At 64.4% G+C, this 18,483-nt stretch carries 15 protein-coding genes; 11 read left to right on the top strand and 4 right to left on the bottom strand.

Annotated elements, in window-relative coordinates:
- Window positions 1–48 precede the first annotated feature (48 nt).
- Both PAF18_RS06830 and PAF18_RS06825 read right to left on the bottom strand, forming a co-directional pair.
- The gene (locus PAF18_RS06830) at window positions 49–1,194 is read right to left on the bottom strand and encodes a TRAP transporter substrate-binding protein (protein ID WP_271117850.1); all 1,146 of its coding nucleotides are present in this window, start codon (window positions 1,192–1,194) and stop codon (window positions 49–51) included.
- Between the two features lie 271 nt (window positions 1,195–1,465).
- Window positions 1,466–1,888: a tellurite resistance TerB family protein gene (locus PAF18_RS06825; RefSeq protein ID WP_271117849.1), complete on the bottom strand. Its 423-nt coding sequence runs from the start codon at window positions 1,886–1,888 to the stop codon at window positions 1,466–1,468.
- A gap of 90 nt (window positions 1,889–1,978) precedes the next feature.
- On the opposite strand from PAF18_RS06825, the gene PAF18_RS06820 reads away from it, so the two are divergent.
- From PAF18_RS06820 to PAF18_RS06780, 9 genes are all read left to right on the top strand, one after another.
- Window positions 1,979–3,559, top strand: a complete 1,581-nt coding sequence (locus tag PAF18_RS06820) for a lysine--tRNA ligase (RefSeq protein ID WP_271117848.1) — start codon at window positions 1,979–1,981, stop codon at window positions 3,557–3,559.
- A gap of 115 nt (window positions 3,560–3,674) precedes the next feature.
- On the top strand, window positions 3,675–5,969 hold the full coding sequence (locus PAF18_RS06815) for a glycosyl hydrolase family 28-related protein (RefSeq protein WP_271117847.1): 2,295 nt from the start codon (window positions 3,675–3,677) through the stop codon (window positions 5,967–5,969).
- A gap of 246 nt (window positions 5,970–6,215) precedes the next feature.
- Complete coding sequence (gene acs / locus PAF18_RS06810; RefSeq protein ID WP_271117846.1) at window positions 6,216–8,171, top strand: acetate--CoA ligase; 1,956 nt, start codon at window positions 6,216–6,218, stop codon at window positions 8,169–8,171.
- A 90-nt stretch (window positions 8,172–8,261) separates the two neighbouring features.
- The gene (locus tag PAF18_RS06805; protein ID WP_271117845.1) at window positions 8,262–8,519 is read left to right on the top strand and encodes a DUF4212 domain-containing protein; all 258 of its coding nucleotides are present in this window, start codon (window positions 8,262–8,264) and stop codon (window positions 8,517–8,519) included.
- Window positions 8,520–8,521: 2 nt separating this feature from the next.
- Complete coding sequence (locus tag PAF18_RS06800) at window positions 8,522–10,333, top strand: sodium:solute symporter family protein (protein ID WP_271117844.1); 1,812 nt, start codon at window positions 8,522–8,524, stop codon at window positions 10,331–10,333.
- 62 nt (window positions 10,334–10,395) lie between these two features.
- Window positions 10,396–12,204 (top strand): DUF294 nucleotidyltransferase-like domain-containing protein, encoded by a 1,809-nt coding sequence (locus PAF18_RS06795; protein WP_271117843.1) that lies wholly within the window; start codon window positions 10,396–10,398, stop codon window positions 12,202–12,204.
- Entirely contained in the window at window positions 12,201–12,707 is a 507-nt protein-coding gene (locus PAF18_RS06790) for a hypothetical protein (protein WP_271117842.1), read from the top strand. The genes PAF18_RS06795 and PAF18_RS06790 overlap by 4 nt, the downstream gene beginning before the upstream one ends.
- Before the next feature lie 3 nt (window positions 12,708–12,710).
- Window positions 12,711–13,085, top strand: a complete 375-nt coding sequence (locus PAF18_RS06785) for a response regulator transcription factor (protein WP_271117841.1) — start codon at window positions 12,711–12,713, stop codon at window positions 13,083–13,085.
- Window positions 13,079–15,040, top strand: a complete 1,962-nt coding sequence (locus PAF18_RS06780) for a 3'-5' exonuclease (protein WP_271117840.1) — start codon at window positions 13,079–13,081, stop codon at window positions 15,038–15,040. Before PAF18_RS06785 ends, PAF18_RS06780 begins: the two co-directional genes overlap by 7 nt.
- A 61-nt stretch (window positions 15,041–15,101) precedes the next feature.
- On the opposite strand, the gene PAF18_RS06775 is transcribed toward PAF18_RS06780, so the two are convergent.
- Complete coding sequence (locus PAF18_RS06775; protein WP_271117839.1) at window positions 15,102–15,920, bottom strand: sulfotransferase family protein; 819 nt, start codon at window positions 15,918–15,920, stop codon at window positions 15,102–15,104.
- Window positions 15,921–16,048: 128 nt separating this feature from the next.
- Between PAF18_RS06775 and PAF18_RS06770 the strand changes: the two genes are divergently transcribed.
- Together PAF18_RS06770 and PAF18_RS06765 are read left to right on the top strand one after the other, a co-directional pair.
- The gene (locus PAF18_RS06770) at window positions 16,049–17,626 is read left to right on the top strand and encodes a DUF5928 domain-containing protein (RefSeq protein ID WP_271117838.1); all 1,578 of its coding nucleotides are present in this window, start codon (window positions 16,049–16,051) and stop codon (window positions 17,624–17,626) included.
- 19 nt (window positions 17,627–17,645) lie between these two features.
- Window positions 17,646–18,026, top strand: coding sequence for an HIT domain-containing protein (locus PAF18_RS06765; protein ID WP_271117837.1), 381 nt, complete (start codon window positions 17,646–17,648; stop codon window positions 18,024–18,026).
- Here PAF18_RS06765 and PAF18_RS06760 read toward each other — a convergent pair.
- A complete protein-coding gene (locus tag PAF18_RS06760; protein WP_271117836.1) occupies window positions 18,023–18,478 on the bottom strand; it encodes a GFA family protein in 456 nt (151 codons plus the stop codon). The two genes, PAF18_RS06765 and PAF18_RS06760, sit on opposite strands and share 4 nt — an antisense overlap.
- Between the last annotated feature and the right edge of the window lie 5 nt (window positions 18,479–18,483).

Below are 18,483 nucleotides of genomic sequence, written 5' to 3'. Positions count from 1 at the left end.
AATTCGCCCCGCCAGTCGCTAAAGGCCGGCGGGGCGAATCCGTGCCGATTAGAGCTTCAGCTCACCGGGGAAGAAGTGATCATAGGCAAGCGCGTAGTCGGGCTTGTCCATCAGCTCGTAATAGACGGTGCGCTTCACCCAGTCGCGCTGGCTGTCCATGATCTTCTTGAGCATCTCGTCCTGCTCGAGTTCGGTGATCATCTCGGACCACGCTTCAAGCTGCGCCTGCAAGATCCCCTCTGGGGTCTTGTGGATGGTCACACCGGACTCGTCGCGCAGCTTCAGCAGGTCGGCCGAATAATTGTCGAGCGCGAAGGCGGTGTTATAGGTCGAGACCGCCTCGACACCATGTTCGAGAATGGCGCGCAGATCCGGTTCCAGATCCTCCATCACGTCGCGGTTGAACAGGAACTCGAACGCCTCGGCGGCCTGGTGATACGAGCCGAGATAATAGTTCTTGGCCACATCCTGCGCCCCGAAGCGAAGGTCGGAGGAGGGGTTGTTGAACTCGAACGCGTCGATGACGCCACGCTCCATCGCGGGCACGATCTCGCCGCCGGGAAGCTGGGCGACCGACATGCCCATGGATTGCAGCAGATCCGCGGCCAGGCCGACGGTGCGGTATTTCATGCCGTTAATATCCTCGACCCCGCTGATCGGCTCCTTGAACCAGCCGAAGGGCTGCGCGGGCATCGGGAAGGCCATCAGGCCAATCACGTTCAGACCCATCTGGTCCTGCGTCAGCTCGCGATACAGCTCGCGCCCGCCGCCGGCATAGAACCAGCTCAGCATGTTGTTCGGATCGCCGCCGAAGACCGGGCCGGTGCCGAACAAAGAGGCGGCCTTGTTCTTGCCATACCAATAGGCCGAAACCGAATGCGCGATGTCGATCACGCCATCGCTGACACCGTCCATGACCTGAAACGCGCCGACGACCGCCCCGGCGGGCAGAAGGTCGATCTGGATCCGGTCGCCGGACATGGCCTGAACGCGGTCAACATATTGCTGCGCCATGGTCTGCCAGATGTCAGAGGCCGGCCAGCTGGTCTGCATCTTCAGCACCAGCGGTGATTGCGCATTCACCGCGGGCGCCGCCAGCAGCGTCGTCGCCGCGGCACCCCCGGCAAGAGCGCCGCCGCGCCGGATAAATGAACGGCGCGAAACGGCCTTGTCCTTGTCGCTTGTCCTGGTCATGTCAGTCCTCCCTGAGTATTACCCCGGCCTTTTTGATTAGCTATGCCGGGCCGCTGCTCTAATCTGCAATCCTATCGGCCTGTCATGCAACAGTTTTGTCAAATTCCTGTCCGGGCTGCGACCGATGCGCCGCGCCGGGAGGGGTCGGTGACCGGGCAGGTCCGAGGGGGGCGGCGCTGCCATCGATGCGCCAGAGACGCGAAGCGGGTCGGGCATGCAATCAGCGCGCGGAGATCGTCGACCGCCTGCGCGGCAGGGGAAAGATGCGTGCCTATAACGTCCGGTGACGAAGCTGCGCCGACAGCTCGATCGCGGCGGCTTCAAGGCGGTTGATGTTCAGCTCATAGCGGATTTCGCGCAGCATTTCGGCCTCGTCATTGGGCAGCTTGCCGTCAGCGGCGGCAACGTCGCAGGCCAGCGCATAGGCGGTGCCGAAAAGCCGCTCGGGCAGGGCATCGCGGATCAGGCCGAACAGCGCGTCGAGCCCGTCCTCCTCGGAGAAGAGCGACATCACCGTCTGCGAAATCGCCCGAATCCGCCCGACGTCGTATTCCGCGAAAACCGGCATGTGATTGACCGTCCGCTCGATGGCGATCAGCTCGGAGGTGCGGATATTGCTGTCGGAGGCAGAAACCGCGACCATCAGCGAAACAAGCGCGTCGCAGGCGGAGAAAGAGGACAGATCAAGCGTCACGGGCGGAATCCTTGTTGTCTCACGGCAAAATATTGACCTTGCCGCGGGGTTTCAATAAGCCGCCCCCGACCCCCTTCAGGAGAGCTTGCGATGACCACCCTGCGCGATGCCGCGATGACTTCCAAGGCCTGGCCCTTCGAAGAGGCGCGCCGGGTGCTGAAACGCTATGAAAAGAAAGACCCCGAGAAAGGGTTCGTGCTGTTCGAGACCGGCTATGGTCCCTCGGGGCTGCCGCATATCGGCACGTTCGGTGAGGTCGCGCGCACGACGATGATCCGCCGCGCCTTCGAGCTGATCTCTGACATTCCGACCAAGCTGATCTGTTTTTCCGACGATATGGACGGGATGCGGAAAGTACCGGAGAACGTGCCGCAGCAAGAGCTTCTGCACGAGAATTTGCAGAAGCCGCTGACCTCGGTGCCCGATCCGTTCGGCGAATATGACAGCTTCGGGGACCATAACAACGCCATGCTGCGGCGGTTCCTGGACACGTTCGGGTTCGAATACGAATTCATGTCGGCGACCGAATTTTACAAATCCGGCGCGTTCGATCCGACCCTGCTGCGCGCCGCCGAGCGTTATGACGCGATCATGAAGATCATGCTGGCCAGCCTGCGCGAGGAACGTCAGCAGAGCTATAGCTGCTTCCTGCCGATCCATCCGGAAACCGGTCGCGTTCTGTATGTGCCGATCAAGAATGTCGATGCCGCGAAGGGCGAGATCAGCTTCGACGACGAGGAAGGGCGGGCATGGACGCTGCCGGTCACCGGCGGCCATGTGAAACTGCAATGGAAGCCGGATTTCGGCGCGCGTTGGGCAGCGCTGGATGTCGATTTCGAGATGTATGGCAAGGATCACAGCACCAATACGCCGATCTATGACGGCATTTGCGAGGTTCTCGGCGGCCGCAAGCCCGAGCATTTTACTTATGAGCTGTTTCTGGACGATCAGGGCCAGAAGATAAGCAAGTCGAAGGGCAACGGGCTGTCCATCGATGAGTGGCTGAGCTATGCCGCCACCGAGAGCCTGTCCTATTTCATGTATCAGAAGCCAAAGACGGCAAAGCGGCTCTGGTGGGATGTGATCCCCAAGGCGGTGGATGAATATCACCAGCAGTTGCGGGCCTATCCGGGACAGACGCCAGAGCAGCAACTGGCCAATCCGGTGTATCACATTCATCGCGGGCAGGTGCCCTCATCGGATATGGTCGTGCCGTTCGCCATGCTGCTGAACCTTGCCTCGGTGGCCGGGGCGAAGGATAAGGAAGGGCTATGGGGATTTATCCGCCGATATGCGCCCGACGCTTCTCCTGAAACGCATCCGCAGCTTGACGAAGCCGCAGGTTATGCTGTCCGCTACTATGAGGATTTCGTGGCGCCGCAGCGCAGCTTTCGCGCGCCCGACGACAAGGAGCGCGCCGCGCTGGAGGATCTGTCTGGGCGGCTGGCGGCATGGGACGAGCCGGCAGAGGCCGAGGCGCTGCAAAGCATGGTTTTCGCGGTCGGCAAAGAGCACGGGTTCGAGCCGCTGCGCGCCTGGTTCCAGACGCTGTATCAGGTGTTGCTCGGTGCCGATCAGGGGCCGCGTTTCGGCGGGTTCATCGCGCTTTACGGTGTGACCGAGACCCGCGAGTTGATCGAACGGGCGCTGAACGGAGAGCTGGCCGCATGAGCCAGCCGGGCAACGCGCAACGCGCGGTGGGCTAATGCAGGGTTAACCCGGCTGAGACAGTTTCCCCTCTGCCACGGGGCCGCCCTTTTGCGGTCGTGATGAGGGGATACTGCGCATGAACATCGCCATTACCGACGGTCTGCAACTGACGCCGCCAGCCTTTGCCGCCGGGCTATCTGCCTGGTCGCGGGAGCATGGCACATCCGGCAGCGCCACATGGGCGGGGCAGCCGCATGCGGCGCTGATCGCGGGCGATCCCGATTTCGGCAATTGTCTGGAGATCAACAAGGTCGAGGACGTGACCCGGATCAGGTTCATGGGCGAGACGCCGATCCTGCCCGGCACCTATCTGCGGATCTCGGCGCGGGTCAAGGCGATCGCCGGCGCGCGGCCGTCGCTGCGCATCGCGGGCTGGGCCGGGGACGGCAAGCGCAACCATGTCACCGGGCTGACTGAGACCGGGCCTGCCACGGCTCTGCCTGCCCATGGCCGGGTGGTCGAGATCAGCGCCATCGTCGGCAGCGGCGCGCGCGGCGGTGTGGACATGGCCTGGGGTGCCGCGCCGGTCTATGGGCATTTCGGACTGGATCTGACCGGACCGAATGGCGGCGCGGTCCGCATCGAATCGATCCGCATCGAGGATGTCACCTCGGTCTTCCTGCGCGAGATGATGGATTGGGTCGATGTGCGGGATTTCGGCGCGATCGGCAACGGCAAGGTCGATGACCGCGCCGCGTTCAGCGCAGCGGACAAGGCGGCAAGGGGCCGGACCGTGGTGGTGCCCGAGGGGATCTATAAGATCGGCGATGATCTGACCATTTCGTCCCCGGTGCGCTTTACGGGCAGGCTGACCATGCCGCGCCGGGCGCGGCTGACGCTGATGGGGTCCTTTGACTATCCCAGCTATGCCGCGGCGTTCGGTGACGAGACCGAGGCGCTCAAGCGGGCATTGCAGGCGCTGTTTGCCTATAGCGACCACAACGAACTTGATCTGCGCGGGCGCAAGATCGACCTGACCGAGCCGATGGTGATGACCGAGCTGTCGCCGGGGCTGACGCGGTTCAACAGCCGGCGGCTGATTTCGAACGGGCAGATCAACGTGGTCGAGGGTCCGGCCTGGAAGAACAAGGTGGTGCATTCGCAGGCGCGCTATGCGACAGGCCAGCCGCAGACCCTGACCGAGGTGGCCAATGTTGCCAATATCGAGGTTGGCAGCCTGGTGACCGGGCCCGGCGTCGGGCGTGAGGTCTATGTGAAGGCGAAGAATGTCGGTGCGGGCACGCTGACCCTGTCCCAGCCGCTTTACGGCGGGTCGGGCACGCGGAAATATCGCTTCGAGCGGTTCCGCTATGTGTTCGATTTCCTCGGCATGGAAAATTGCGCCCACGCCAATTTCGCCGAGCTGGAGGTCTCGCTGAACGGGCGTGCGAGTTTTCTGATGCTGCCGGCGAACGGGCTGATGTTCAATATCCGCGACTGCTATGTCAGCGCGCCGAAGGATCGCGGCATCACATCTCCGGGGCGGGGGTGTCAGGGGATGCAGGTCGATCGCTGCCAGTTCATGTCGAACGAGATGCATCTGAACGCGCAGGACCGCACGAGCGTGGCCATCAACGTGAACGCGAACGACACCAAGATCCGCGAGAACCGTTTCGTGCGCTTCGGCTGCTTCATGGTCGCCGCAGGGGCCGGGCATCTGATCGTCGGCAATCACTGGTTTCAGGGGGACGACGCGCAGAGCGGCAAGCGCGTGCCGGGTCTGGTGCTGACGCGGACCAATTGCAAGACCGTCATTACCGGCAACTACATCGACAATTGCAGTATCGAATGGACGAACGAATACGCCCCCGAGCCGGATTTCGCCAATAACTCCTATTCCTTCGGCGGGCTGGCGATCACCGGCAACCACTTCACCGTCCATAACGTGCTGAAGGATTTCGCCTGGATCTCGGTCAAGCCGTATGGCGCGGGGCATTTCATCCACGGGCTGAGCGTGACCGACAATGTCTTTCTCGTCGGCGGTGCAAAGATCAGCCGCGTCGAGAAGATCGACACGAGCTTTGCCGACATGGATTACGGGCGGATGCGGAATATCCTGTTCTCGGGCAACAACTATAACGGGGTGCTCGACTATGTCGCCAATCCGGTTCAGATCACCCACAGCCAGAACAGCGCGCAGGCGAGCTGGGTGGTGCCGGTCTCGAAGCAATTGCCGTTCCGGGCCTGGGCGAAGAATGTCGACTCGCTGACGGCGATATCGAAGATCGTGTCGGGCGATGGGGCGCGCCTTGCCGAGATGCCCTGGGTCCGGACCCGGCAGGGGGCCGGGAAGGGCAGCGTTCAGGTCGAATGGTCGCGCCCGGCCAAGGGCTCTGTCGTGATCCGGGCGCGGATGGATGAGCCGGGCTGATCCGACGCATTGTTTCCGAAAAGAGCCCCGGTCGTTCTGGCCGGGGTTTTTTCATGCGCGGGTCACGCTGCTGTGAATGATTTACAAAACTGGACCTGATATGGTGAAATAATTAACAAAAAAATCGTTTAGAAAAAATACTTTAGTTGATTCATATAATCTGTTTTACTTGCGCGCGACAGATTGCCGTGAAACGCCGGGGCGCCGGCGGTTTCGTGGCTGAGATTTCAGGAGGGGGAGATTGCAATGTCCGTTGAAAACGTAGCGAAACATCCGATTCCCGACGCGTTCGGCGAGGCTCATGCCGGGCCGGAAGATTACCAGCGGCTCTATGACGAATCGATTTCCGATCCGGAGGGTTTCTGGGGCCGCGAGGCCAAGCGTCTCGACTGGATCGAGCCGTTTACCAAGGTGAAGAACACCGATTTCACCTTTGGCGATGTCTCGATCAAATGGTTCGAGGACGGGGTTCTCAATGCCTCGGCGAATTGCGTCGACCGGCATCTGGACAAGCGCGGCGACCAGACCGCGATCATCTTCGAGCCCGACGATCCCGAGGGTGAGGCGCAGCATATCACCTATCGCCAACTCAGCGAGAAGGTGAATCGCTTCGCCAATGTGCTGCTCGATCAGGGCGTGGCCCGCGGTGACCGGGTCATCATCTATCTTCCGATGATCCCCGAGGCTGCCTATGCGATGCTGGCCTGCGCGCGGATCGGGGCGATCCATTCCATCGTCTTCGCCGGGTTCTCTCCGGATGCGCTGGCCAACCGGATCAACGATTGCGACGCCAAGGCGGTCATCACCGCCGACACAGCGCCGCGCGGGGGGCGGCGCACGGCGCTGAAATCCAACGCGGATACGGCGCTGGAGAATTGCTCGGACAAGGTGCGCTGCCTTGTCGTCAAGCATACCGGCGACCAGACCAGCTGGGTCGAGGGGCGCGACGTCGATGTGAAGGCGGCGATGGAAGAGGTCAGCGCTGACTGCCCGCCGGAACCGATGAATGCGGAGGATCCGCTGTTCATCCTTTACACCTCTGGCTCGACCGGCAAACCCAAGGGCGTGGTGCATTCGACCGGCGGCTATCTCGTCTTTACGGCGATCAGCCATCAGTACACCTTCGACTATCACGAGGGCGACGTGTTCTGGTGCACCGCCGATGTGGGCTGGGTGACCGGGCACAGCTATATCATCTATGGGCCGCTCGCGAATGGCGCGACGACGCTGATGTTCGAGGGCACGCCGACCTATCCCGATGCGGGGCGGTTCTGGGCGGTCTGCGAAAAGCACAAGGTGAATCAGTTCTATACCGCGCCGACCGCGATCCGCGCGCTGATGGGGCAGGGGACCGAGCTGATCGAGAAATATGATCTCTCCAGCCTGCGGCTGCTGGGGACCGTGGGCGAGCCGATCAACCCCGAGGCCTGGAACTGGTATGACAAGAATATCGGCAAGGGGAACTGCCCGATCGTCGATACCTGGTGGCAGACCGAGACCGGCGGCCACATGATCACCTCGCTGCCCGGCGCGGTGGAAACAAAGCCCGGCTCGGCCACGCTGCCCTTCTTCGGGGTGAAGCCGGTGATCCTCGACCCCGAATCCGCCAAGGTGCAGGAGGGCAACCCGGCGGAGGGCGTTTTGTGCATCGCCGATAGCTGGCCGGGTCAGATGCGCACCGTCTGGGGCGACCACCAGCGTTTCATGGAGACCTATTTCCAGCAATATCCCGGCTACTACTTCACCGGCGATGGCTGCACGCGCGACGAGGACGGCTATTACTGGATCACCGGCAGGGTCGATGACGTGATTAATGTCTCGGGCCATCGCATGGGCACGGCGGAAGTCGAATCCGCGCTCGTGGCTCATGACAAGGTCGCGGAGGCGGCGGTGGTCGGCTATCCGCATGAGGTCAAGGGGCAGGGCATCTATGCCTATGTCACGCTGATGAACGGTGTCGAACCCGGCGACGAGCTGCGCAAGGAGCTGGAAACCTTCGTGCGCAACGAGATCGGCCCGATCGCCAAGCCGGATCTGATCCAATGGGCGCCGGGCCTGCCCAAGACCCGGTCCGGCAAGATCATGCGCCGCATTCTGCGCAAGATCGCCGAAAACGACTATGGCAGCCTCGGCGACACCTCGACCCTGGCCGAACCCGAGGTCGTGGACGATCTGATCGAGAACCGCATGAATCGGGGCTGACCGCCCCGTCACAGGCCCCGCGCGCAGCCGCCGCGCGTGGGGTCGCACAGCAAGATCGGCGGCAATCTCAACAGGGAGGAACCTGGGGACATGAGTGACAAGCAATCCACAAACGCCTATTGGCGGGCCAATCTGAAGATCATCTATATCTGCATCGCCATCTGGGCACTGGTCTCCTATGGCTTCGCGATCATCTTCCGCCCGCTTCTGAGCGGGATCAGCGTCGGTGGCACTGATCTGGGATTCTGGTTCGCGCAGCAGGGCTCGATCCTGGTCTTCATCGTGCTGATCTTCGTCTATGCCTGGCGAATGAACACGCTGGACCGTGAACATGGTGTGGAGGAGTAAGCATGAGCCAGTTTACCCTCAACCTGATCTTCATCGGACTGAGCTTCGCGCTGTATATCGGCATCGCGATCTGGGCACGTGCCGGATCGACCTCGGAGTTCTATGCTGCAAACCGGGGTGTCAGCCCGGTGATGAACGGCATGGCGACGGCAGCGGACTGGATGTCGGCGGCCTCTTTCATCTCGATGGCCGGGCTGATCGCCTTCACCGGCTATGACAATTCGGTCTATCTGATGGGCTGGACGGGCGGCTTCGTGCTGATGGCGCTGTTGCTGGCCCCGTATCTGCGGAAATTCGGCAAGTTCACCGTGCCGGAATTCATCGGCGAGCGTTACTATTCGCGCACTGCCCGCATCATCGGCGTGGTCTGCCTGCTGATCATCTCGATCACCTATGTGATCGGCCAGATGACCGGCGTCGGCGTGACCTTCTCGCGCTATCTCGAAGTGTCGAACTCGACCGGGCTGTGGATCGGTGCGGCGCTGGTGTTCTGCTATGCGGTGCTGGGCGGGATGAAGGGCATCACCTATACGCAGGTGGCGCAGTATATCGTGATGATCATCGCCTATACGATCCCGGCGATCTTCATCGCGCTGCAGCTCACCGGGCATTTCCTGCCGCAGACGGGTCTGTTCGGCACGCTGAACGGAACCGATACGAAATTCCTGGCCAAGCTGGATCAGGTGGTCACCGATCTCGGTTTCCGTGAATATACCCAGCACCACGGCGGCACGCTGAACATGGTGCTGTTCACGCTGGCGCTGATGATCGGGACGGCGGGTCTGCCCCATGTCATCATCCGGTTCTTCACCGTGCCGAAAGTCGCGGATGCGCGGAAATCGGCAGGTTGGGCGCTGGTGTTCATCGCGCTGCTTTACACCGTCGCGCCGGCGGTGGGCGCGATGTCGCGCTTCAACCTGACCACGACCATGTGGCCGGGCGCGGCGGAAAGCGAGACGTTCAGCCAGCCGGCGGTGTCGCTCGAGTCGATCGAGAACGACGATGACAAGCAGTGGATGCGCAACTGGCAGGTCACGGGGCTTCTTCAGTGGGAGGACAAAAACGGCGACGGGCTGATCCAGTACTACAACGAGGGCGGAGAGCCTTCCGAGGCGCTGGATGCGGCGATTGCCGAGCAGGGGCTGGAAGGCAACGAGCTGACCACGGTGAATAACGACATCATGGTGCTCGCCAATCCCGAGATCGCCAACCTTCCGGGCTGGGTGATCGGCATCGTGGCCGCGGGCGGTCTTGCCGCGGCGCTGTCCACGGCGGCCGGGCTGTTGCTGGCGATTTCCGGCGCGGTGTCGCATGACCTCGTGAAGGGCTGGCTGGCCCCGGATATCAGCGAAAAGGGCGAGCTGATGGCGGCGCGCGTGTCGATGGCGGTGTCGATCCTGGTGGCGACGATCCTCGGGCTGAACCCGCCGGGTTTCGCGGCGCAGACCGTGGCGCTCGCCTTCGGGCTTGCGGCCTCGTCGATCTTCCCGGTGCTGATGATGGGGATCTTCTCGACCCGCATCAACAAGCAGGGTGCGATCTGGGGGATGCTGGCGGGGATCATCTCCACGCTGCTTTACATCTTCACCTATAAGGGCTGGTTCTTCATCTCGGGGACCAACATGCTGGAAGACTCCGCGGCCAACTGGCTGTTCGGTATCTCTCCGGCCTCCTTCGGGGTGATCGGCGCGATCATCAATTTCGCCGTGGCCTATTTCGTGTCCAACGCGACCGAAGAGCCGCCGGCCGAAATCGTCGATCTGGTCGAATCGATCCGCGTGCCGCGCGGCGCAGGTGCCGCCACCGCGCATTAAGGCAGCCGACGCCGCGCCCCCGGTCACATGGGGGCGCGGCTTTTTCGTTTCACGGGGCCAAGATGGAACCGGTTCGACAGTTCATTTCCACCATCCACCCCTATGACGCCCTGCCGGAGGACGAGCTGACCCGTGTGGCCGGTTCCTTCGCCCGCAGGGAGTGGCGCGAGGCCGAGACGGTCTATCGCCATGGCGGCGCGCTGGACGGGCTTTATATGATTGAAAGCGGCGCGGTCGAGGTGACCGATGCGAATGGCGGGCTTGTCTCGCAGCTGTCGCGCGGCAACAGCTTCGGTGAGCGCGGGCTGCTGGCTGACGGGCGCGCCGCGACGACGGCGACGGTCACGCGGACCGGGGTGCTGCTGACCTTGCCCGCGCCGGAGTTCGCCCGGCTGATGACGGAAAGCCCGGCCTTCGCGCGGTTCTTCCGGCGAGGCCGGTTTGCGGGGCGCGGCGGCGCGGATATCGCGACGCTGAAAGTGGCGGATTTCCTGACCCGCGCGCCGCTTTCGACCGGTCCCGACACCTCGATCGCCGAGGCCGCCCGGATCATGCGCGAGGCCGGGGTTTCCTCGCTGGGAATCACCGAAGGCGAGCGCCTGCTGGGGCTGGTCACGATCCGCGACATGTCGAACCGCGTCGTCGCCGAGGGGCGCGACCCGGCGACCCCGGTGCGCGAGATCATGACGGCGGACCCGATCACCCTGCCGCCTTCGGCGCTCGGCTCGGATGTGCTGAATGCGATGATGGAGCGGCGCGTCGGGCATCTGCCCGTAGTCGAGGCGGGACGCTTTGTCGGCATGGTCACCCAGACCGACCTGACCCGCGTGCAGGCGATTTCGACCTCGGTGCTGATCCGCGACGTGGCGCAGGCCGCAAGCGTCGACGAGATGGCGCAGGTCACCGCCCGCATCCCCGATCTGCTGGTCGCGCTTGTCGCCGCGCATCAGCGCCACGAGGTCGTGACCCGGCTGATCACCGATATCGCCGATGCCGTCACCCGCCGCCTGCTGCGCATGGCCGAGGCGCGGCTGGGTCCGCCGCCCGCGCCCTATCTGTGGGCGGCCTGCGGCAGTCAGGGGCGGCAGGATCAGACCGGCGTGTCGGATCAGGACAATATCCTGATCCTCGCCGATGGCACCGACCCGGCCGATCCGTATTTCGAACGTCTCGCGCGGTTCGTCAGCGACGGTCTGAACGCGGCCGGCTATGTCTATTGCCCCGGCGAGATGATGGCCACGAACCCGCGCTGGCGGCAGCCGCGCGGGGTCTGGCGCGACTATTTCCGGGGCTGGATCGACCGGCCCTCGCCCGAGGCGCAGATGCTGGCCTCGGTCATGTTCGATCTGCGTGCCATAGGCGGAGATGCCGCGCTGCTGGAGGGGCTTCAGGCCGAAACACTCGGGATGGCGTCGCGAAACTCGATCTTCGTGGCGCATATGATCTCGAATGCGCTGAAGCACCAGCCGCCGCTCGGTCTGCTGCGCGGCTTTGCGACGATCCGCTCGGGCGAGCACCGCAACCATATCGACATGAAGCTGAACGGCGTGGTGCCGGTCGCGGATCTGGCGCGGGTCTATGCGTTGCAGGCCAGGCTGCGCCCGGTCAATACCCGCGCAAGGCTGGAAGCGGCCGAAGAGGCCGGGGTGATTTCCGGCAGCGGGGCGCGGGACCTGATCGCGGCCTATGACCTGATCCAGTCGCAGCGGCTGGAGAATCAGGCGGCACTGGCCCGCGCCGGGCGGCGGCCGGACAATTATCTGTCGCCCTCGGATCTGCCCGATTTCGAACGCAGCCATCTGCGCGACGCCTTCGTGGTGGTTCGCTCGATGCAATCTGCCCTCGGGCAGGGAAAAGGAGCCTTGTCATGACTCAGTTCAGCGGCCTCGGAATGGATCTGCTGGGCGTCTTCGCCGTCGGCATCGGCGCGGCTGCGCTGCTGTTCGCGCTGACCCATGCGGCGCGCAAGGCCGGGCGTCCGCTGCCGGGCTGGCTGCTGCCGGCGGGGATCGGGGTCGCGATCCTGACCTATGCGACCTGGAATGAATATAGCTGGGCCGGCCGGGTCAAGGCGCAGCTGCCCGAGCGGGTGCAGGTCGTCGCCGAGGGTACCGGGCGCAGCGGGCTGCGGCCCTGGACCTATGTGGTCGCGCCGGTCTCGCGGCTGGCGCTGATCGATCCGGATGGGGTGCGCCTTGGCGAGGAAGAGGGGACGCAGGTCGTGCCGGTGATCCTCGTCGAACGCTGGAAGCGCAGCGTCACGGTCGAGCAGGGGATCGACTGTGCCGAGGGGCTGTCGCGCCCGCCCGACGGTGAATGGCAGGTGGCGGCGCCCGCCGATCCGGCCTTCGCGGCGATCTGCGCGGAGGGCTGAGGGATGGCGCGGATCATGGTCATCGAGGATGAGGACAATATCGCCCTTGCGCTCGATTTCCTGCTGACCCGCGACGGGCATGACCATGCGCGGCTGGCCTCGGGCGGCGGCGCGATCGAGGCGCTGCGCGAGATGCGGCCCGATCTGGTATTGCTGGATGTGATGCTGCCCGAGGTTTCAGGCTATCAGATCGTCCAGGAAATGCGGGCCGACCCCGATCTCTCCGGGGTGCGGGTGGTGATGATGACGGCGCGCGGCTCGGCGCTTGAACGGCGCAAGGGGCTCGCGCTCGGCGCGGACGGGTTCATCGCCAAACCCTTCGAGCTTGCCGAGCTGCGCGCCGAGATGGCCCGTGTGCTGGATGCCCGGTCATGCTGAGCCGGCTGTCTCTGCGGATGCGAATCTTCCTGATCTTCGCCGGGCTTGCCGCCGCGCTGATCGCCGTGCTGGCGCTTGGCCTGGCGGCGGCTGCGGCGATGCTGCAGAGTGCAGGGGAAGGCGGCGCGCCATTGCCGCTCGGGCTGGCCGATGCGCTGGCCATTGCGGCGCTGATCGCGGGGTTGGGCGGGCTCGGGCTGGTGGTCTGGGTCTGGTATCTCTTCGATAGCCATGTCGCCCGCCCGGTCGAGCGGCTGTCGGGCGCGATCCTGACCGGCGCCATGCCCGCCGACGGAGAGGGGCGCTATCTCGCCGATCTCGCACCGGCGGCGCGGGCGGCGTCGCGGCGCGCGACCGGGGCCGGGCGGGCAAAGCCCGAAGGCGGGAAGGGCGCCCGCGAGACCGAGATGCTTGAACATATCCTCTCGGATATCGGCGCGGGCGCAGTTCTCAGCGGGGCTGATGGCCGGGTGCTGTTCTTCAACGCGGCGGCCGCGCAGCTTTTGCCGGGGCTGGCGCTCGACCGGAAGCTGCGGCGCTTCCTGCGCGGCGGCGGGCTGGATGCGGCCGAAGCCCGCATCGCCGAGGGGGCCGAGGCCAGCGATGTGGCGCTGATCGGCGCGGACGGGGCGCGGCTGAGCGGGCGCATCCGGCGGCTGGCAGGTGCAGAGGCCGCCATGCTGGCCATCTTGCGCCCGGCGCGCCGCGAGCCGGTTCCGCCGCGCGCGCCGCTCGAGGCGCTGCGTCGTCATGCCGCGACGCTGACGCCGCTGCTCGATCATCTCGACGCGCCTTTGCCGCCGGAGCTGCGCCGCGCCATCTGCACCGAGGCACGCGGGATGGCTGCGGCGCTGCGCGATCTGGATGCGGCGCTGACCCCGCCCGCCCCGCGTCAGCGCCGGGTCGCGGCGGAAGAGCTTGCGCGCGGGCTCGGCCTTCCGCTGGGAGAGGTTGCGCCGGTAACGCTTGCCGCCGATGGCTGGCAGATCGGCGGCCTGGTCGCGATGCTGGGGCAGCGCCTGGCCGAAAAGGGCCGTCCGCCCGCCGCCGCGATCCGCAGCAACGGCGCCGAGGCGATGCTGCATCTGAGATGGCGCGGTCCGGCGCTGCCGATGGATGAGCTGGATCGCTGGCTGGACTCCGCGCCCGATCCGGATCATCCCGAACTCAGCGGCGCCGATATTCTTGCCGCGCATGGCACCGGCATCTGGCCTGAGCCCGACAGCGAGACCCATGCCCGGCTGGCATTGCCGCTGGCGATATCGGCCACGCCGCGCGCGGCCCGGCCGTCAGTGACCTATGATTTCGCGCTGGCCCGCAGCGGCCCGCCCGACGACCGGCCTCTCGACGCGCTGACCTGCGTGGTTTTCGACACCGAAACGACCGGTCTGTCGCTGTCGGATCGTATCGTCCAGATCGCCGGGCTGCGCATCGCCGGGGGACAGCTGACCGGAGAGCGCTTCGAAACCCTCGTCAATCCCGGCCGCGCGATCCCGCCCGCCTCGACCCGCATCCACCGCATCACCGACGGGATGGTCGCCGATGCGCCCGATATGACGCAAGCGCTGCGCCGCTTTCACGACTTTGCCGAGGATGCGGTGCTCATCGCCCATAACGCGCCCTTCGACATGGGGCTGCTGCGCGCCGCCGAGGCCGAGACCGGTCAGCACTTTCCCAACCGGGTGATGGATACGGTGCTGCTGTCCGCGATGATCTGGGGGCAGGGGGCGACGCACAGCCTGGATGCGATTTGCGCGCGGCTTCACATCGCGCTGCCCGCCCATCTGCGCCACAGCGCGATGGGCGATGCCGAAGCCACCGCGCAGGCCTATCTGCGAATGTTGCCCGCGCTCGAGGCCAAGGGTCTCACCTGTTTCGCCGAGGTGCTGGAACAGGCCCAGAAACATCGCCGCCTGCTGAGCGACGCCAATCTTGCCGCCGCGCATGGCAACTGAGCGTCATCCTGACCGAAATATCCCGGGGTGAGCCGCGCCCGCGGCGAGGGGCAGCGCCCCTTCAACGGCCGAGCTTGGCGTGGACCTCGTCCAGGTCGATCTCGCCGGTCGGAAACTTGTTGTCCGGATCGTCGAAATCATAGCGGAACAGCCGGAAATCCTTCTTGTACATCTCCCAGACGAGATGGCGCGAGAGATCGTCGAAGTAATCGCTGACCTTATGGGCGCGTTTCGGTCCGTGCCCCTCGGATTCGTTGAAGCGCGGCACCTGTTCCAGATCCACCTCGACCGGGGTGTCTGCGGCATCCAGAACCCGCTGCAAGCCGTCGTTGAAATGTTCCGTGAAGAAGATCTGGTCGTAGCGCCCGCCATTCACGATGAAGGTCGAGATATGGCCCGACATGGCCGACCAGTGAATGTCCGGCTCCATCGGGCGGCGCCAGCGGATCGTGTCGCGCGCAAAGAGAAGAAAGCGCCGGAAAGACCGGATCTGGTCGAAATCGAAACCGTCCTCCGGGCTGCCGACCTCGATCCCGTAGCGCTGGATGAGTTGCGGCACCAGATTGCCGCGATAGCGTTTCCCGTTGCGCTGAATCCCGGCGATCTTGTCGAAAAAGGACGACAGGATCCGCGAATAGGGGTTGCGCACACAGGTGAAGGTCACGCCCTTGCCCGAGAGCACCGCCTCTTCGATCGGCGCGCGGCTGTCCTCCTGCGCCCATTTATGCAGCCCCTCGCTGCTGTCATGGATGTCGCCGTCGAAATAGCGCCCGTGATCGGAATAGAACATCACCTGTCCGATGGTCGAACAGGCACATTTCGGGACGACGCGATAGACGAGCTGCTCGCTTTCGGTCATCCAGATACCGGGAAACCCCATGGGCACGTCACCTCTTGCACGGCCGGCGGGTTGCGAGACCGGCCGGAATCGTGTGAAACAAAAACAGATCGGCGCAGGGTTTTCAACGCCCTGGCGGCGGTCCCCTCTCGTCGCAACGCCGGAGCGTCATGGCCAAGATCGCCTTTATCCTGCTGGCCCACAAGGACCCTGAAGGGCTCATCGCGCAGGCACGGCGGTTGACCGCCACCGGCGATTACATGGCGATTCACTTCGATGCCAGTGCCAGCCGCGCCGATTTCGAGCGGGTGCGCAAGGCGCTGGCCGACAACAGCAATGTCACCTTTGCCCGGCGCCGCCATCGCTGCGGATGGGGCGCGTGGTCGCTGGTCGCGGCCTCGCTGGATGCGGTGCGCGCCGCGGTCGATGCGTTTCCGGCGGCGACGCATTTCTACATGCTCTCGGGCGATTGCATGCCGATCAAATCGGCGGAATATGCGCGCGGTTTTCTTGATGCCGAGCATGTCGATTATATCGAAAATGTGGATTTCTTCGGCTCGGACTGGATCAAGACCGGGATGCGCGAGGACCGGCTGATCTATCGTCACTGGTTCAACGAGCGCAGCCAGCCGCGCCGCTTCTATGCCAGCTATGAATTCCAGAAACGTTTCGGGCTGACCCGCAAGATACCCGAAGATCTCGAGATGAAGATCGGCAGTCAGTGGTGGTGCCTGCGCCGGCAGACGATCGAGAAGCTGCTGAATTTCTGCCGCCGCCGCCGCGACGTGCTGCGGTTCTTTTCGACCACCTGGATCCCGGACGAGACCTTCTTTCAGACCATCGTGCCCCATGTCGTGCCACGCGCGGAGATCCGTTCGCGCACACTGACCTATCTGATGTTCTCGGATTACGGCATGCCGGTGGTGTTCTATAACGATCACTACGAGATGCTGCTCGGGCAGGACGCGCTGTTCGCGCGCAAGATCAGCCCCGAGGCGCTGGAGTTGAAGGAAAGGCTTGGCGCGATCTGGCGGGCCGAGGGGCTGCATTTCGCGATTTCGGGCGAGGGCAAGTCACTGTTCCGTTTCCTGACCGGGCGGGGGCGGGTCGGGCAGCGTTTCGCGCCGCGTTTCTGGGAGGCAGAGGCCTCGCTCGGGCGCAACAGCGAGATCCTCATGATCGTGTCGAAGAAATGGCATGTCGCCAAGCGGCTGACCCAGGCGATCCGCAGCCATACCGATATTCCGGCAGTCGATTACCTGTTCGACGAACACGAGGCGCGGCTGCCCGATATGGGCGGGATCGAGAACACGGTCTGGAAGCGCCAGCGGCACCGGCGCGCTCTGATCCGGCTGCTGATGGCCGAGCTGGGGCAGAACCGGCTGGCGATCTGCATCGATCCCTCGGCGCTCGAGCTGATCCAGGATTTCGCCTCGGACAAATCCGAAAGCCGCATCCTGTTCATCGAGTCCGATTTCGATGACGACTATATGCGCGGCCATATCGGGCGGGTCGGGCTGGCCAATGTCTCGACGCCCGCCGAGGTGATCGAAAGGCTGCTGCCCATCGTGCGCAGCGATCTCGACCACGAGGCGGACCGGCTGCGCGATGCGGGGCTCGCGCATTTCCACGAGATCGGCCCGGCGCGCGGCCTGGCGCGGAACGCGCAGGCGCTTGCGGCGTTCCTGCAACTGGACGAGGATACCGCCCGGGCCATCGCCGCCACCCCGCATCTGTTCGCCGATTGAGACCACAGGAGTTCCCCGGATGGGTTACGATTACGATGACGAGAATATCTTCGCGAAGATCCTGCGCGGAGAGATCCCGAACGACACCGTTGCCGAGAACGACCACGCGCTTGCCTTTCGCGACATCAGCCCGAAGGCACCCACCCATGTTCTGGTGATTCCCAAGGGCAAATATGTGAGCTTCGACGATTTCGCCGCCAATGCCTCGCCGGACGAGATCACCGGGTTCATGCGGCTCTGCGCCGAGGTGGCGCAGGCCGAGGGCGTATCGCTTGATCGGGGAAACGGGTTCCGGGCGATCACCAATGCCGGCCATGACGGCGTGCAGGAGGTGCCGCATTTCCACCTGCATATCCTCGGCGGCCGCAATATCGGCCCGATGCTGCTGATGCGGGACTAGCTGCGCGAGCGCGCGGCGAAACCGGCCAGAAGTTCGGGGAATTGCCCGGCCGAGGGGAAACCGGGGAAGCTGTGCGCTGCGCCGGTCTCGATCCAGCCGAGCTTTTCGTCGGTCCATGTCTCGACAAAGGGTGGCTGGGTGGCGAACTCGCCCAGCATCGAGCTGTGGATGTTGACGAAGGGCGCGAAACCCTCGGCGCGGGTAAAGACCCAGCTCAGGCAATCCGGGCAGCAATGATGCTGCGAGGCGTCGCCCTTCAGCCCGCCCAGAACGGTCTCGCCTTCGATGGTCACCGCATCGCCGTGATACATCGCACCCAGCGAGAAGGCGCTTGCCGTCATCGCCTGGCAGCCGGTGCAATGGCAGGCCACGGTCATCGCCGGGGCGCCGGTGACGGTGATTTTCACCTTGCCGCAGCGGCAGGTGCCTGTGGTGGTGTCGGTCGGTGCCATGCGTG

Source organism: Paracoccus sediminicola (genome assembly GCF_027912835.1).
Taxonomy (GTDB): Bacteria; Pseudomonadota; Alphaproteobacteria; order Rhodobacterales; family Rhodobacteraceae; genus Paracoccus; species Paracoccus sediminicola.
This window is presented reverse-complemented; position numbering and strand designations above follow the sequence as displayed.

Excerpts from the sequence above, each read along its gene's own strand:
- PAF18_RS06830 (WP_271117850.1), bottom strand. The coding sequence starts at position 1,194 with ATGACCAGGACAAGCGACAAGGACAAGGCCGTTTCGCGCCGTTCATTT.
- PAF18_RS06820 (WP_271117848.1), top strand. The coding sequence starts at position 1,979 with ATGACCACCCTGCGCGATGCCGCGATGACTTCCAAGGCCTGGCCCTTC.
- PAF18_RS06815 (WP_271117847.1), top strand. The coding sequence starts at position 3,675 with ATGAACATCGCCATTACCGACGGTCTGCAACTGACGCCGCCAGCCTTT.
- acs (WP_271117846.1), top strand. The coding sequence starts at position 6,216 with ATGTCCGTTGAAAACGTAGCGAAACATCCGATTCCCGACGCGTTCGGC.
- PAF18_RS06805 (WP_271117845.1), top strand. The coding sequence starts at position 8,262 with ATGAGTGACAAGCAATCCACAAACGCCTATTGGCGGGCCAATCTGAAG.
- PAF18_RS06800 (WP_271117844.1), top strand. The coding sequence starts at position 8,522 with ATGAGCCAGTTTACCCTCAACCTGATCTTCATCGGACTGAGCTTCGCG.
- PAF18_RS06795 (WP_271117843.1), top strand. The coding sequence starts at position 10,396 with ATGGAACCGGTTCGACAGTTCATTTCCACCATCCACCCCTATGACGCC.
- PAF18_RS06790 (WP_271117842.1), top strand. The coding sequence starts at position 12,201 with ATGACTCAGTTCAGCGGCCTCGGAATGGATCTGCTGGGCGTCTTCGCC.
- PAF18_RS06785 (WP_271117841.1), top strand. The coding sequence starts at position 12,711 with ATGGCGCGGATCATGGTCATCGAGGATGAGGACAATATCGCCCTTGCG.
- PAF18_RS06780 (WP_271117840.1), top strand. The coding sequence starts at position 13,079 with ATGCTGAGCCGGCTGTCTCTGCGGATGCGAATCTTCCTGATCTTCGCC.
- PAF18_RS06775 (WP_271117839.1), bottom strand. The coding sequence starts at position 15,920 with ATGGGGTTTCCCGGTATCTGGATGACCGAAAGCGAGCAGCTCGTCTAT.
- PAF18_RS06770 (WP_271117838.1), top strand. The coding sequence starts at position 16,049 with ATGGCCAAGATCGCCTTTATCCTGCTGGCCCACAAGGACCCTGAAGGG.
- PAF18_RS06765 (WP_271117837.1), top strand. The coding sequence starts at position 17,646 with ATGGGTTACGATTACGATGACGAGAATATCTTCGCGAAGATCCTGCGC.
- PAF18_RS06760 (WP_271117836.1), bottom strand. The coding sequence starts at position 18,478 with ATGGCACCGACCGACACCACCACAGGCACCTGCCGCTGCGGCAAGGTG.